This window comes from Thermodesulfobacterium hveragerdense DSM 12571, assembly GCF_000423845.1.
Lineage (GTDB): Bacteria > Desulfobacterota > Thermodesulfobacteria > Thermodesulfobacteriales > Thermodesulfobacteriaceae > Thermodesulfobacterium > Thermodesulfobacterium hveragerdense.
In genome coordinates this window covers 1-14869 of the sequence record NZ_AUIT01000023.1, presented here as the reverse complement: position 1 = coordinate 14869, position 14869 = coordinate 1, and the positions used below count along the sequence as shown (strand labels likewise).

Genomic DNA, 14869 nt, shown 5'->3' with positions numbered 1-14869 from the left:
CTTTTTATCTATAATTTTTATGTTAAAATTACTTAAACTAATAAGGACGGTATATGGGAAAAGGCTTCTCTTATTTAATAGAAATTTTTACCAAATATTTTTTAGGTTTTTGGGCGGTTTTTACAGGTCTTCTTTTCCCTTTTGTTGTCTTTTTAATACTGCTTTACGAATCTAAACTTGCCATTCAGAATTTTGGGATCATAAACTTTTTAACCTCTACAGAATGGGACCCTGTTAGAGAAAGTTTTGGTGCCCTTCCGATGATAGTAGGTACTTTGATCAGCACCTTGATAGCCATCCTTCTTGCTGCCCCAATCTCTATAGGTATCGCTATCTTTATTACCGAACTTGCCCCTTCATGGCTTAAAGGAATTTTTACCACAACTATAGAGCTTCTGGCTGCCATCCCAAGTATAATATATGGGATTTGGGGCTTCTTAGTGTTTGCCAAGTATATGCGAGAAGACATAGAACCATTATTACAAAAAATCTTCTCTCCTGTCCCTATATTGTCGCAACTCTTTTCAGGAAACCCCACAGGGATTGATGTGCTTACCACCTCTATAGTTCTTTCTATAATGATAATTCCCTTTATGTCTTCAGTAGTGAAAGATGCCTTTAACCTTGTACCTTCGGTGATGAAAGAATCAGCCTATGGGCTTGGGGCTACCAAATGGGAGGTAGTAAAAGATGTAGTTATTCCTTATACTGCGTCAGGAATCGCAGGAGGACTTATTCTTTCTACAGGAAGAGCCTTAGGAGAAACCATGGCTGTTACCTTCTTGGCAGGCAATGTCCCCCAAATCCCTAAGTCCTTACTTGAACCCTTTACTACGATTACCGTAGCCTTAGCCAATCAGTTTACCGAGGCTGACACCCCCTTATATCTTTCTTCACTTTTTTATCTTTCTTTGTTTTTGTTTTTGATATCCTTTGGGGTCTTGATCTTAGCTAAACTTATGATTTTGAGGATTGAAAAGAAATGGAAAAAGTAGTCCTTTACAGAAGAAAACTTATAAGCAAAGTGATGCTTTTCTTATCCTTTATAGCAGCCATCTATGGACTTTTTTGGCTTTTTTGGATCCTTGGCACACTTTTTTTAAACGGATTTAAACACCTAAACCTTTCTCTTTTTATAGAAGACCCCGGTCCCCCTGGCATAGAAGAAGGAGGGTTAAGACATGCCTTTATAGGACATGCTATCATTACTTTTATAGCCAGTGTCATCGGTGTCCCTATAGGTATTTTTTCTGGAATATACTATTCTGAATATGGAAGAGACTCAAAATTTTTCAAGGTTTTAAGAAACATTACAGACATTATGGTAAGTACCCCTTCTATCATCATGGGTGCAGTTATGTATGCCTTGTTTGTGGTTCCTTTTAAACACTTCAACGCTCTTGCAGGATGTTTAGCCTTAGGGATGCTTATGGTTCCTGTGATCAGTAAAACCACAGAGGAGATGCTTAAATTAGTCCCCTTTACTTTGAGGGAAGCTGCTTATGCTTTAGGGGCTTTTAAATGGCAGCTGATAAAGGACGTAGTTCTGAGATCAGCTAAAATTGGAATTTTAACAGGTGTTTTACTTGGTATGGCAAGGATCTCCGGAGAAACCGCACCTTTATTGTTTACAGCCTTCAACAATCATTATCTTTCTTTTGATGTTTTCAAACCTATGGCGTCTCTTACAGTCACTATTTTCGATTATGCTATGAGCCCATATGACTTCTGGCATAATCAAGCTTGGGCAGCCTCTTTCTGTTTAACCCTTTTTGTGTTAATCCTTTCTGTTGTTGCTAAAACTTTGGTGCATTCAAACTTTGATTGGGTAAGAATCTTTAAACGAAAAAAGGACAGAGGAATTAGGTATGGAAGATAAAAAAGTAGAAATAGAAGTTAAAAGTCTAAATTTTTATTATGGTAAAGACTTAGCCCTTAAAAACATAAGCATGAAGGTTTATCACAACAAAGTTACTGCTCTGATAGGTCCTTCAGGTTGTGGAAAAACTACCTTCCTTAGATGTCTAAACAGGATGCATGACCTTTATGTAGGAAACCGTTATGAAGGAGAGATAATTTTTGAAGGAAAAAACATTTTAGATAAAAAGATAGACCTGATTGAGCTTAGGGCTAAAATAGGGATGGTTTTTCAAAAACCTACCCCCTTCCCTATGAGTATTTTTGATAACGTAGCCTATGGTTTAAAGCTAAAGGGAATAAAAGGTTCTGAGCTAAAAGATAGGGTTGAAGCTGCCCTTAAAGATGCTGCACTTTGGGATGAGGTTAAGGATAGACTTAAAGAAAGTGCCTTTTCTCTTTCAGGAGGTCAACAACAGAGACTTTGCATTGCAAGGGCTATCGCTGTTGAACCAAAAGTATTACTTTTTGACGAACCAACCTCAGCCTTAGATCCAATTTCTACTGCTAAAATCGAAGACCTCATAGTTGAACTTAAGAAAAAAATTACCATAGTTATAGTTACACATAACATGCAACAGGCAGCGAGAACTTCAGATTATACAGCTTTTATGTATCTGGGCGAACTTATAGAAGTTGGTCCTACAGAAAAAATCTTTACCAACCCTGACAAGAAACTTACAGAAGACTATATTACAGGAAGGTTCGGGTAAAAGCCATGAAGACACCAGAAGGTTTTCTCTTTTCTGCGGTAAAGTGTGGCATCAAAAAACCAGACAGGTTTGACCTTGGGTTGATTTATTCACCAAATAGACTTACTGCCTGGGGGGTTTTCACCCAAAACACCGTTCAAGCAGCCCCTGTAGTCTTAGGTAAAAAACTTATAAAAGAAGAAACGTTACACGGCGTGGTAGTAAACAGTGGAGTAGCCAACGCCTGCACCGGAGAAGAAGGGATTCAAAGAGCTACCAAACTTTTAGAAGAGGTTGCCAAAGGATTAGGAGTAAGTCTCCGAAGTTTATTGCCAGCTTCAACCGGTGTGATAGGAGAACAATTGCCTCTCGAAAAAATGCTTCCCAAAGTCTCAGAACTCTTATCTACCCTTTCACCAGAGCGTTATTCAGACTTCACTAAGGCTATCATGACCACCGATACCTTCCCTAAGATAGCCTATAGAAGTTTAGAAAACGGGATTTCTATCCTTGGGATAGCTAAAGGGGCAGGGATGATAGCCCCAAACATGGCAACTATGCTTGGTTTTATCCTTACAGATGCAAAGGTTTCTAAAGATACGTTGAAAAAGGTCCTTCCCAAGATAGTAGACCATAGCTTTAACCAGATAACCGTTGATGGAGATACTAGCACCAACGATACGGTTTACATGCTTTGTAGTAACCAGAAAGACCTCAAAAACTGGGAAGACTTTGAAAAAGCTTGTTTAGAGGTAGCACAAGAACTGGCCTATCTTATCGTAAAAGACGGTGAAGGTGCAAGTAAAGTTATAAAAATTATGGTAAAAGGAGCTAAAACCAAAGAAGATGCCAAGACTTTTGCCTTTTCTGTAGCCAACTCTCCTTTAGTAAAAACTGCAATTTACGGAGAAGACGCAAACTGGGGGAGGATTTTTGCTGCCCTTGGGAAAACGACCATTCCTTTTGATTTCGAAAAGGTTGAAATCTATCTTAATGGAATCCCTTGGGTAAAAAACCTGCAGGTAATCACTGACGAAGAAATTCTAAGAAAAGAACTCCAAAAAGAGGTAGTTGAAATACAGATCAAGTTAAAAGAGGGTAAAAAAGGTTTTGAGGTTTGGGCAAGCGACCTTACCGAAGAATACATCAAAATAAACGCCCATTATCGCACATAGCTTAGGGATGAAACTTCTCTTAACCAACGACGACGGGATCTATGCAGAAGGTCTTTGCTCGCTTTATAACGCACTTTCTCTTGAACATGAGGTCTACATCGTAGCACCTGAGGCAGAGAGAAGCGCTGTAGGACATGCCATAACCATACATTATCCCCTTAGAGTAACCAAAGTAAAAAGAGGCAAAAAATTCTGGGGATATGCGGTCAGTGGGACCCCTGCTGACTGCGTAAAGTTAGCTTTGTATGAACTTATTGGCCCTGTAGATTTGGTAATCTCAGGAATTAACCGAGGGGCAAACGTAGGGATTAATCTAGTATATTCAGGGACAGTTTCTGCCGCAACAGAAGCCAAAATTTTAGGTTATCCCTCTTTAGCGGTTTCTATAGATGCCTACGAAGACGTAGATTACTGTTTTGCTGCAAACTTTATAGCCAAATTCTTGAACGTCCTAAAAGATTTACCTTTAAACAAACCCTTTTGCTTAAACATAAACATCCCTAACTGTAATCCCTCAAAAATAAAAGGAATAAAGTTCGTAAAACAGTCTAAAGCAAGGCTTAAAGAGGTTTTTGAAAAAAGGTTTGACCTCCATGGAAAGGCCTATTACTGGCAGGGTGCAGAGGAACACACAGAAACAGACGAAGACACAGACATCCTTGCTTTAAAACAGGGTTATATCACCATCACCCCTATTCATTTTGACCTAACCAACCACAACTACCTAAAAATCCTTAAAAAACACAATTTAAACTTCAATTTAGACTTCTAAAATCACCTTTCAAACAGTCTTACCTTTAAAAATTTACAAAAGAAAAAGACATAACATTTAAACTTGAATATAAGATATGATATGACATTTATAACAAAATCAAAAAAGATAATAAACTTTTTTCTTATAAAACTTAAAATTATATATATTTTATTGTATTGTATTGTTTAATGTTTTAAAATGTTTTAAAACATTTTGAAACATTAAAAGGGGTTTTGTCTTTTAAAAAGGCTTAGAAAGTCTATTTTTCAAAAAAGACAGATTTGGCATAATAGTTGCTTCAATTGTTTAAAAGTTAACAAGCCTTTTTTAAAAGAGGTATTAGAGACTAAAAATTAAAAAACAGGTATGAAGGTAAGAAACGTACAAGTGCTTATAAAGACTGAAGATAAAGACTTAGAGGAGAGATTAAAAGAAATGATAATCAAAATAGGGGCGAAGGTGGTTGAAACCGAAAATCTTTCTAAGGATGAGTTTAAAAAGATAGAGCTATTAATCATAGATACCCGTGAGATGGAATATGAAAGCATGTTTGAGTTTATTAGTGAAATAAGAAAGTTAAACCATAAAATAAAAATTATGTGGTTAACCTGTAAAGATAACATTAAGTCTTCTCTCTTAGCTATGAAGGTTGGGGTTACCGAAGAAGTTTTCTTTCCTATAGATGTAAAAACTTTAAAAAATAAAATTAAGGTTTTATTAGAGCTATCTCAAAGAGAAAAAAGAGAACAAACCAGAGCGTGTTAAAGATGGAGAAAATTGACTTTGTTTAAAAATTTAACTAAAATTAAAAATATAAACAGGGAGGTGATGCTTATGGGAAAAAGGTGAAGCATTTTGGGGTTAATTTAGGTGTTTTCGTTTTTATCGTTACCAGAAAAGGTAAGAGGAAACTATGAAAAAGAAAATTAGTAAAACAAATGTAAAAATCAAAAGGAGGTAGACAATGGGTAAGTTAAGATTTCTTTATGAATTTATGATGAGTGCTTCTTTGGCTCATGCACGTTGGGAAAAAGAAATGGCAGACAACATTTTTCGAAACAAAAAGCGTTTATTACTTTTGTTGGTGCTCTTATCTCCTATTTTGGTAACCTCTCTCTTAGGGGCTGCTGACATACTCGGAGGTAAAAGTGCATATGCTCCCGCTCACTATACACCTATAGTTTTTTGGGTTTCTACTGTGGTGGGCTTTGCCGCTGGGTTGATTACTGGATGTATCGGTGCAGGAGGTGGATTCATAATCGCCCCAGCCCTTATGTCTGTAGGGGTAAAAGGTATAATGGCTGTAGGAACAGACCAGTTTCATATTTTTGCTAAAGCTATCATGGGAACGGTGTTGCACAAAAAATTAGGGAACGTAAGTGTAGCTTTGGCTATAGTTTTTATCATAGGTTCTATTGTCGGTGCTACTACCGGAGGTTACATAAACAGGTTGCTTTATAGTAAAGACCCTGTTCTTAGCGATGCTTTTATCAGTATAGTTTATGCAGTAATCCTGGGATTTTTGGGTTTTTATGCCATGTATGACTATTTTAGTACAAGAAGAAAAATAAAAATAGGGCGAGCTTCTTCTTCGGAAGGTGCTCACGGTGGAGTGGTTGGAACCACTAATTTAGCCATACAAATTCAAAAGATCAATGTTCCTCCTATAATTAAGTTTGACGAAGACTTTGGAGGTAGACAGATTTCAGCTTGGTTTATCATTGTAGGTGGTTTTGTGGTTGGTTTCTTGGCTGCAATCATGGGAGTGGGAGGTGGTTTTATTACCTTCCCGATGTTTGTTTATGTTTTTGGGGTATCTACTCCTACTACTGTTGGTACTGACATCTTCCAAATCATCTTTACAGCAGGCTACTCCTCCCTTACCCAGTATGCTATATATGGTTATGTTTTTTATACCTTAGCTATGGGACTTCTGATAGGATCTTTGATAGGAATTCAAATAGGAGCACTTACCACCAAAGTTGTCCCTGGAATTACAATCAGAGCTTTTTATGCCTTAACCATTATGGCAGGATTTTTTAACAGAGTATCTGTTTTACCTGACAAATTTAGGTCTTTAAACCTTGTTTCCATCTCTAAAGATGTTTGTGAAACCTTTATTTTTATAGGTAACATTTTGTTTTGGGGAGCTGTAGGTTTGTTTGGGGTTTGGGTCTTACTCAGTTTCTTTAAAAACATAAGAACTTTAAGAGAGGAGGGATAAGCCATGGGAGCTACAAGAAAAAAAGAGTTAACCCTTGGAGTAGTTTTTACACTGGTGTTTGTAGGGATTCTGTTTTTAATGTTTCAACCTTATTTTGGCAGAGGGCAGAACTTTTTAGCCTATGCTGACGAAATTTTCAACAGCTTGGCTAAAGGTTCTGCATATTTTATACCTAAATTAAAGCCTAAAGTAGAAAAGTTTAAAGGAACAATTTTAGATATCGAAATCAATCTTAAGAAATCCACCGATACCCCACAAGACCTTCAAACAAGAATAGCCTTAAACACCAAACTTTATACCTTGGCAGGAGCACAAGTAGAAGATAAAGGAAATGGTAAAATCAAAATAGTAGGAGATTTGGGTCAGATACTAAGCTCTGCCTTAGAAGATGCAGATGCTATGTATTGGAATAAGGGAGATTTTATCAAAGAAAAGTATGGATATCAAGACGAAAAAAAGATGTTCAGACAATGGCATAACAGTTTGAGTGCTATTAATAAAAAGCTTGTTTTGGAAAAAAAGGCAGAAATGGCTCAGGTAATAAATGATGTTGTTACGAAGGCTATCGAGCCTGGCTATAATTTTTATGGAATTACACCAGAAAGTGTTAAGACTAAATATGGACTACTTACAGGGCTTCTGATTTTTTATGTATTTTACACGATCTGGTGGGGATTTGCTATAATGTATCTAATGGAAGGACTTGGACTTTCTACCAAAAAAGGTAAAAAGAAGGAGGTGTAAAATGGAAAAAATACTTATCACCACCGACGGCTCTCAAGCAGCTGAAAAGGCTGCAAAATTAGGGGTAAAGTGGGCTAAAATCTTTAACAGCAAACTGTATGGCTTAAGTGTAGCAGAGGTGATTCCTCTTGGGCCTGAATTGATGGAAGTTTACCCTAAACTGATAGAAATTTTAGAGAAAAAGGCCTATGAGGCAGTAGACTTTATCAAAAAAGAGGCAAGTCAAGAGGGATTAACTTGTGAAACCTTTGTTTTAAGCAGTTCAGACCCTTTAGAAATAATTTTGGATAAAGTACAAAGATTGGGAATTTCTATGTTAATGATGGGAAGAAAGCATACCTTAGGAAGAGTAAGTAGAAGTCTTATCGGTAAGTCTCCGTCACCGGTTACGGTGGTTCCGGCAGAGGCTTCTACTACCTCAGAAAAGATACTTTTAGCTACAGATGGGTCTGTTTATAGCCAAAAAGCTACCTCTTGGGCGATCGATTTTTGTAAAAAAGTAGGAAGCACTTTGTTTGTTATATCAGTAGCTAAAACAGACAACGATGTTGCTTTTGCTGAAGAATGTATAAATGCGGCAGAAGAAAAGGCTAAAAATCAGGGAATCAAGGTTGAAATCTCTTTAGTCAAAGGTGAGCCCTTTGAGAAGATTTTAGAATTTTCTTTTCAAAAAGAGGTAGACCTTGTTGTAATGGGATATAAAGGGAAAACCGGTTTAGAAAAAATCTTAGTAGGAAGCGTAGCAGAAAGGGTGGTAGAAAACTCTAAAGCTCCTGTAGTGTTAATAAAATAACTCCGTAAATCCTTCTAAGGTCAGACGTTAGGGCAACCTATTCAAGGTTGCCCTTTTCTTATTTCAAGCTTCTTGCAAGGTTGACTAAAAATAAAAAACGTTTAAAGTTTAGTTATAAAAAGGAGGAGTGCCCGAGTGGACGAAGGGGGCCGACTCGAAATCGGCTGAAGGGGTATTAAACCTCTTCCGGGGGTTCGAATCCCTCCTCCTCCGTTTTTTAACCGCTATGCGTAACTATAATGTTAAAAAACTTAAAATTTTAGAACTGTTAGCTCAAACTTCCTGTATCTCAGGGGAGGTTTTGGCACAAAGAATTGGAATTTCAAGGACTGCAGTCTGGAAATACATTCAAGCTTTGAAAGACGAAGGATATCCTATCGTTACCACCAAAAAAGGTTATAGCCTCTCTACTACCTCAGACTTAATCTTGCCTGAAAATATCACAAAAGCCTTAGAAACATATAAGATTGCTCTCGTAAACCAGGTTTATTATTTTCGGTCTGTGGCCTCAACGATGGAATTAGCTAAAGAACTTGCCGAAAAAGAAAAAAATTTTTTAGTCATAGCTGAAAAACAAACCGCAGGAAGAGGAAGACTAGGAAGGCACTGGATTTCAAACGAAGGTGGAATATGGATGAGCCTCTTAATTCGTCCCTACTTTTCTCTAAGAGAAAGCTTCATTCTTACCTATCTTGCAAGTCTTTGCGTATGCAAAGCCCTTAGACAGATAACCAACCTTTCTTTCTATCTAAAGTGGCCAAATGATGTAGTCTTTTTAACAAACGACGAAATAAAAAAAGTAGCAGGTATTTTGCTTGAACTAAAAGCAGAAGTAGATAAGATTGACTACGCTATCATAGGCATAGGAATAAACGTAAACAATCAGATAAACTCTTTTGAACCTACGGGAATTTCTTTAAAAGAACTTACCAACAGGCTTTGGAACAGAACAGACATAATCATAAAATTCATGAAGAATTTTTATCATTATTTTCAAATGAACCCAGAAGAAATATTAAATGAATGGAAACAACTCTGCTTAACCCTGGGGAAAAAGGTTAAAATCATAAGACCTCAAGGAGAATTAATCGGAAAAGCCCTTGATATAGCAGAAGATGGCGCCCTTTGGTTAGAAGCTGAAAACCAAAGGGCGGTTAAAATCTATTCAGGAGACTGTATCCACTTAAGAGTGGCTTAGCCTATAGGTTTATTATCGCAATCGTAGGTTCTAAACATTTGTTTATTACTGCTGAACTTACCCCACCTAAAACAAGGTCTTTAAAGGCTGAACGTCCTTTTCTCCCCATGATTACCAAGTTATGTCCACTTTGATTTATTTCTTTAACTATCTCTTTCTTAGGGAACCCAACGGTGGCTTTGGTCTCGATCAACTCTTCTTTAATTCCTTGGTCTAAAAATCTTTTTTTAGCCTTATCAAGGATTTCTTTGGCTTCTTCTTCTGGATCTATGCCTGCCTGTACTCTTTCAAGGTAAAGAGAAAGGTTAATAACCCTTAACAGAGTTACCTTCCTTATCTCCTTAACGTACATGGTCAGACATACTGCGTGTTCTACTGCCTTCATGGAATACTCTGAGCCATCAACAGGCACTAAAATATCACCTATAGACCCTGCCTTTTCTCCTACCAGATAGATGTTTCGATTGGTCAAACCATGTAAAATTTTGTTGGATACACTTCCAAGAAAATAGCTTTTTATTTCTGAAATACCTCTTCTTGCAAGGATTACAGTCTGAAAATTTTCTCTTTCTACAAATTCGATTATCTTATTCCCCGGATCTCCTTCCTCAACCTTTTTTTCTATCAAACCGGTTATACCAGCTTTTTTAAGCAAACCTTCATACTCAGATAAAAATGGCATTATGTTTTCTTCCACGTGTTTCTTTCTAATTTTTGTTATGATTTCTGAATTTTTTATAAGTTCTGCCCTAAAATCGAGGTTTTTCATGTGTTCACTTAAATATCCACCTGCCATCACATAAAAAAGGGTTATGTTTTCAAACTGAAAGTTTTTAAGCATGTTCCCTGCAAACTTAACGGCTCTCAAAGAATTTTCACTTTTATCAACAGGGAGTAAAACTTTATCAAATCCACAGTTAACCATCCTTTTCCTCCTACAATTTTAATAAAAAAGCAATAACCAGATATTACTAATTATGATAGTAATTAACATAAAAACAAAAGCATACTTCATAAACCCAAAAAATCTTATCTTATATCCTGCAGATTCTGCAATTCCTACTGTTACTACATTGGCAGAAGCGCCTATCATAGTCCCATTTCCTCCTAAACAGGCTCCTAAAGCTAAAGACCACCAGAGAACGTTACTTTCAGCACCAGGTATTACCTTTGTAAGATAGGCAACTATGGGTAACATCGTGGCAGTAAAAGGTATGTTATCCACAAAAGCGCTCATTATGGCAGAGACCCACAAAATAAGACATATGGCTACTGTAAGATTACCTGCTGAAAGATTATGCACCCAGTCTGCGATAATCGCAAGTAATCCTACCTCTTCTACAGCCCCGACTATTATAAAAAGAAAGATAAAAAATAAGAGAGTTGTCCATTCTATGTCTTTTTCGATCAACTCAAGCATTTTTACTTTTTTAGTAAGCACTGCATAGGTAAAAAGAATCCCTGCACCAAACAAAGCCGGAATACTTACCTCCATATGCCAGTATCCATGTGTTGCAAAAAATCCAACTACTATTAACATCACGATAAGTCCATAGGTAAGAAGGGTTTTGTCTGTAATCTTGTATTCTTCCTTTAAATAGCTCAAGAAAGCATCGACATCATCAACTTTTCCTTTTTTGTATTCCTTTGAATAGAAAAATTTGTTGTAAATAACAAGGACGATCATGCATATAACTACAACCGGTGTTAATGCATAGACAAACTGCATAAAAGTAAGCCCTGTGTATGAACCGATCATGATGTTTGGTGGGTCACCTATGAGAGTAGCAGTTCCACCAACATTCGAGGCCATTATACCTAGTATTAAAAGAGAAAGAGGATTAATTTTTAGTGCTATGGCTATCTCGATTAAAACCGGTGTATAAAGGAGCATTGTGGTTACGTTATCAAGAAAAGCGGAAGTTATGGCTATGAAAAAGATAGAAATTATACTAAGAGCCATTACATTACCACGAGCAAGTTTATAGGACATGTAAGCACACCACTGGAAAATCCCTGTGTGTTTAAGAACCCCGATGATTACCATCATCCCCATAAGAAGGAATATCACGTTCATGTCTATGGCTTCTATGGCCCTTTCAAAAGAAATGATGTGAAAATCAGGATTTATGGTGCCTAAGGTATATGTAAGGATAAGCATGGTTGCAGCCCCAAGCATGGCTGCAACCGTTCTGTGAAGAAGTTCAAAAGATATAAGCGCATAAGTTACGACAAAAACTATGGTGGCAATCCAGAAAGCAGGGCCTATATATCGCTCAAGGATGATATTTTTGTTGACATAAAACTCATTACCCTTTACGGCAAAATCTTCCTTTTTAATCTCAACTACAGTTTTTTTAAACGAAGTTTTGGAAATCTCAAGTTGAATCTTTCCGGTTTCAATTAAACCCTTTGGCAGTTGAAACTCAAGCTGAAAGGTCCCATGAGAAGAACTAATAACTTTATCCAGCTTACCATATTCTTTAAGTCTCTTATAAGGCTTTCCATTAACTAACAGTTTTATTTCTGCCTCTTTAACCGGCTCTTTATGATTATCAAGGATTATACCTGAAATATGAAACTTATCCATGTTTTGCTGAGAATTATCCTCGGCAAAAGCCAAAAAAGGTAAAATTAAAACAAAAAGGGCAAACAAAAAGAATATTTTTTTCATGAAAACCCCCTAAATCTAAATTTTTATTTCTTTCTTTTCACCGTTAACCACTACATAAGATTCGTCAGGAATGATGTAGTTTTCCTCTGGTCCATGCACCTGAATTCCTGAAATAACGGCATAATCAGCCTTTTGAGTATCCACAACCTTTTCTATTATATGCTCAAGATCTTCTACGATTACCTTAAGGGTTTTTTTGGTAAGAGTAAGAAGGTCTGGGATCTCTCCGTATTTCAATTCTCTAAGCAATCTTCTTTTTAAAAGACTTTCTTCGATATCCTCTTCATCAAGTCTTATACTTATCTTTCCTGACTTAAGTTCATTAAGAAAAAGACACAAAGCTCCGCAGGCATGAGATCTCTCAAGACCTTTTCTTTTGCATACTCCCATGTTTTCGTTTTCATCAATTGCGATGTGAGAAAAGGCATAAAAAACATATCGTTCTTTACCATCTACCTGCGGAGCGTGGCTTATAAAAGCTTTCATACCAGTCTTGCCGGCTGTAAAAAGCCCAGCAAGACTGGAAAAATTAAAAGCTTCTCCCCACATTCTTTTTATATGACTTCTTACTGTCTGGGAAATCTCATCCCTACATACACAAACAGAGGCTATGGAATTTCCATCGTTAAAACCAAAATCTTTTAATGTCTCATATGACATCTTTATAAAATCATACTCTCTAAAAAACCTTCCAAAAATTTTCTCTAAAATAGGCTTAATAACCATATTCTACCTCCTCCTTTTTTTTATTTTAATAGTATTGGCATTCCCAAAAATGGCCAAATTGTGACAACAAAAAATGCAATGACTAAAATAAGAACTATACTCATTAAAATACCGTATTTAAAAAATTCTCCTGGAGTAAACTGTCCTGACTGATAAGCAATTGCGTTTGGAGCTGCTCCAATCAATAGTAAGAATGGCATGCCAGCTGCAACCAAAGAAACATAAAAAATAACATCAGGAGAAACACCAAGATACTCAGCGATAACCATAGATACGGGTAAAGATATAGCTATTGCAGCAACGTTCATGATAAAATTGGTCATTATCAACACAAAAACAGATACACCCAAAACAAAGATAATCCAAGGTGCATCCTTAAACATTGCAAGCCAATTAACAGCGATCCAATGAGCTGCACCTGTTTTCCACAAACAAAAACCAATACTCATAGCTCCACCGAAGAGAAGGATTATATTCCATGGAATTTCTTCAAGTTCTTTCACAGTAAGAATTCCCAGGAGAAAAAACAGCAAGGTAGAGCAAAGCATAATAGCTGCACGATCTAAGGGTTGTAATGCAGGGACAAAAGATTGAGCTGACATAAACAAAACAACTGCAATTATTATAATAATAACCAATTTCTCTTGGATAGTCATAGGCCCAATTTCTTTCATCATGTGTTTTACCTTTTCTTTTAATCCCTTAATAACGGGTTTTTCTGGCTTAAGCACGATAATAAAATAAAGCCAGATAAGGAAAACCATCAACCAACCAATCAAAAACATATACTTAGTTAGTTCAAAAAATCCTATATCTCTTCCTGTAAACTCTTTAGACATACCTGCAGCTGCAGGGCCTCTTGCTGCTCCTAAAAAAGTAACAATACTTCCTGCTCCAGCAGCATAAGCCATCCCTATAAACAAGGCTTTTCCAAACTTCGTTGGTTTTTCAGATTCCCCATATAAAGAATTTATAGCCAGTAAAATCGGAAAAACTGTTGCAGCGGCTGCGGTGTGTGCCATAAAATGAGTTAACACTGCTGTGACTACAAAAGCTCCTAAAAGGATCATGCTTGTTCTTTCACCTACTATTTCCAGCATCTTGTAAGCAATTCTTTTAGTAAGTCCTGTTTTGGTGAAGGCAATCCCGATAACCACAGAACCAAAGATAAACATAACAGAAGGATCCATAAAATCACGAAAAGCATCTTTGGCAGAACGAATAGCAAATAGAGCCTGGAAAACTCCTATTGCGATGCTTGTAATCCCTATAGGAACGACCTCAAAAACCCACCAAATACCTGCCATAAGAAATAATCCTATAGCTCCCTTTGCTTGTTGAGATAAGGGGAAATGTTTTCCTAATGGATCCACTGCATCTGGCCATGGAGGTGAAAAATAAACAGCAAAAAAACAGGCTAAACCAAGAAAAATAAAAAAGATTCTTTTCCAATTAATCTTTCTTTTTTTCTCACCAACATAAATCTCCTTTGGTGGTTCAGGCAACCCCCCTGGTCTTTTTTCCTTAACCATTTCCTTCCCCCTCCTATCCTTTGATTATCTCTTCACATATGGCGTCAAAAACTTCAGCTATTCTTACAATACCAACAAACTTCTTTTTGTCTTCAATAACCGGCAAAACTGGCAAATCAGGGAGTAGAATATAAATTGTGTCTTTTAATAAAATATTTTAGAGGCATAATAAAAATTTTTAATATTTTTTAAATTAATGATAACATAAAACCTAAAAGACTAAACTAACCAGGAGGTCTGTAAAATGGAAAACTTAGACTTAGATTTAGAAAAAGTTTTAAGTGAAATCTCAAAAATTGAATCAAAAGAGGGTATCAAAATGGCTGCTGCACTCCTCTTAAACGCTCTCATGAAAAAAGAAAGAGAAATATTCCTTAGAGATAGTATTGATAATAAAGCTAATGGTTACTATGAAAGACAACTTGCCTGTTTCTTAGGTA

Annotated in this window: 14 protein-coding genes, 1 tRNA gene and 1 pseudogene; 12 read left to right on the top strand and 4 right to left on the bottom strand. The window is 36.6% G+C overall.

Translation table 11 applies throughout. The annotated features are described in order from the left end of the window. Positions 1–53: 53 nt before the first annotated feature. The 11 genes from pstC to G580_RS11320 all read left to right on the top strand — a co-directional run bounded on the left by pstC (position 54) and on the right by G580_RS11320 (position 9497). Positions 54–995 carry a phosphate ABC transporter permease subunit PstC gene (pstC, locus tag G580_RS0107110; protein WP_028841595.1) on the top strand — a complete coding sequence of 314 codons (942 nt, stop codon included), beginning with the start codon at positions 54–56 and terminating at the stop codon, positions 993–995. After that, on the top strand, positions 983–1879 hold the full coding sequence (gene pstA, locus G580_RS10400; protein ID WP_083960832.1) for a phosphate ABC transporter permease PstA: 897 nt from the start codon (positions 983–985) through the stop codon (positions 1877–1879). Before pstC ends, pstA begins: the two co-directional genes overlap by 13 nt. Continuing rightward, positions 1869–2630: a phosphate ABC transporter ATP-binding protein PstB gene (gene pstB, locus G580_RS0107100; RefSeq protein ID WP_028841594.1), complete on the top strand. Its 762-nt coding sequence runs from the start codon at positions 1869–1871 to the stop codon at positions 2628–2630. Before pstA ends, pstB begins: the two co-directional genes overlap by 11 nt. Before the next feature lie 5 nt (positions 2631–2635). After that, positions 2636–3784 carry a bifunctional glutamate N-acetyltransferase/amino-acid acetyltransferase ArgJ gene (gene argJ / locus G580_RS0107095; RefSeq protein WP_028841593.1) on the top strand — a complete coding sequence of 383 codons (1149 nt, stop codon included), beginning with the start codon at positions 2636–2638 and terminating at the stop codon, positions 3782–3784. A 7-nt stretch (positions 3785–3791) separates the two neighbouring features. Then, complete coding sequence (surE, locus tag G580_RS0107090) at positions 3792–4556, top strand: 5'/3'-nucleotidase SurE (protein ID WP_028841592.1); 765 nt, start codon at positions 3792–3794, stop codon at positions 4554–4556. 348 nt (positions 4557–4904) lie between these two features. Beyond that, complete coding sequence (locus G580_RS0107085; RefSeq protein ID WP_022854738.1) at positions 4905–5303, top strand: response regulator; 399 nt, start codon at positions 4905–4907, stop codon at positions 5301–5303. 199 nt (positions 5304–5502) lie between these two features. Continuing rightward, entirely contained in the window at positions 5503–6762 is a 1260-nt protein-coding gene (locus G580_RS0107080; protein ID WP_028841591.1) for a sulfite exporter TauE/SafE family protein, read from the top strand. A gap of 3 nt (positions 6763–6765) precedes the next feature. After that, the gene (locus G580_RS0107075; protein ID WP_028841590.1) at positions 6766–7506 is read left to right on the top strand and encodes a hypothetical protein; all 741 of its coding nucleotides are present in this window, start codon (positions 6766–6768) and stop codon (positions 7504–7506) included. 1 nt (position 7507) lies between these two features. Further along, complete coding sequence (locus G580_RS0107070) at positions 7508–8299, top strand: universal stress protein (RefSeq protein ID WP_028841589.1); 792 nt, start codon at positions 7508–7510, stop codon at positions 8297–8299. Between the two features lie 121 nt (positions 8300–8420). Further along, positions 8421–8512 (top strand) — tRNA-Ser (locus G580_RS0107065). Between the two features lie 13 nt (positions 8513–8525). Next, entirely contained in the window at positions 8526–9497 is a 972-nt protein-coding gene (locus tag G580_RS11320) for a biotin--[acetyl-CoA-carboxylase] ligase (RefSeq protein ID WP_028841588.1), read from the top strand. A 1-nt stretch (position 9498) separates the two neighbouring features. Here the strand turns inward: G580_RS11320 and G580_RS0107055 are convergent, their stop codons facing one another. Genes G580_RS0107055 through G580_RS0107040 form a run of 4 tightly spaced genes read right to left on the bottom strand, consistent with a single transcriptional unit; the run spans position 9499 to position 14429 of the window. Next, positions 9499–10422, bottom strand: coding sequence for a universal stress protein (locus G580_RS0107055; protein ID WP_028841587.1), 924 nt, complete (start codon positions 10420–10422; stop codon positions 9499–9501). A gap of 18 nt (positions 10423–10440) precedes the next feature. Then, entirely contained in the window at positions 10441–12171 is a 1731-nt protein-coding gene (locus tag G580_RS0107050; protein ID WP_028841586.1) for an ArsB/NhaD family transporter, read from the bottom strand. Between the two features lie 15 nt (positions 12172–12186). Then, positions 12187–12897 carry a hypothetical protein gene (locus G580_RS0107045; protein WP_051173233.1) on the bottom strand — a complete coding sequence of 237 codons (711 nt, stop codon included), beginning with the start codon at positions 12895–12897 and terminating at the stop codon, positions 12187–12189. A 20-nt stretch (positions 12898–12917) separates the two neighbouring features. Then, positions 12918–14429, bottom strand: a complete 1512-nt coding sequence (locus G580_RS0107040; RefSeq protein ID WP_028841584.1) for an SLC13 family permease — start codon at positions 14427–14429, stop codon at positions 12918–12920. A gap of 244 nt (positions 14430–14673) precedes the next feature. Between G580_RS0107040 and G580_RS10395 the strand changes: the two are divergent. Then, positions 14674–14869 (top strand): annotated as a pseudogene (locus tag G580_RS10395) (IS256 family transposase); the annotation flags it as partial.

Bases quoted from the DNA above. Each gene is read 5' to 3' on its own strand.
- G580_RS0107040 (WP_028841584.1), bottom strand. From the start codon at position 14,429: ATGGTTAAGGAAAAAAGACCAGGGGGGTTGCCTGAACCACCAAAGGAG.
- G580_RS0107050 (WP_028841586.1), bottom strand. From the start codon at position 12,171: ATGAAAAAAATATTCTTTTTGTTTGCCCTTTTTGTTTTAATTTTACCT.
- G580_RS0107080 (WP_028841591.1), top strand. From the start codon at position 5,503: ATGGGTAAGTTAAGATTTCTTTATGAATTTATGATGAGTGCTTCTTTG.
- pstC (WP_028841595.1), top strand. From the start codon at position 54: ATGGGAAAAGGCTTCTCTTATTTAATAGAAATTTTTACCAAATATTTT.
- G580_RS0107070 (WP_028841589.1), top strand. From the start codon at position 7,508: ATGGAAAAAATACTTATCACCACCGACGGCTCTCAAGCAGCTGAAAAG.
- G580_RS11320 (WP_028841588.1), top strand. From the start codon at position 8,526: ATGCGTAACTATAATGTTAAAAAACTTAAAATTTTAGAACTGTTAGCT.
- surE (WP_028841592.1), top strand. From the start codon at position 3,792: ATGAAACTTCTCTTAACCAACGACGACGGGATCTATGCAGAAGGTCTT.
- G580_RS0107045 (WP_051173233.1), bottom strand. From the start codon at position 12,897: ATGGTTATTAAGCCTATTTTAGAGAAAATTTTTGGAAGGTTTTTTAGA.
- G580_RS0107055 (WP_028841587.1), bottom strand. From the start codon at position 10,422: ATGGTTAACTGTGGATTTGATAAAGTTTTACTCCCTGTTGATAAAAGT.
- pstA (WP_083960832.1), top strand. From the start codon at position 983: ATGGAAAAAGTAGTCCTTTACAGAAGAAAACTTATAAGCAAAGTGATG.
- G580_RS0107085 (WP_022854738.1), top strand. From the start codon at position 4,905: ATGAAGGTAAGAAACGTACAAGTGCTTATAAAGACTGAAGATAAAGAC.
- G580_RS0107075 (WP_028841590.1), top strand. From the start codon at position 6,766: ATGGGAGCTACAAGAAAAAAAGAGTTAACCCTTGGAGTAGTTTTTACA.
- argJ (WP_028841593.1), top strand. From the start codon at position 2,636: ATGAAGACACCAGAAGGTTTTCTCTTTTCTGCGGTAAAGTGTGGCATC.
- pstB (WP_028841594.1), top strand. From the start codon at position 1,869: ATGGAAGATAAAAAAGTAGAAATAGAAGTTAAAAGTCTAAATTTTTAT.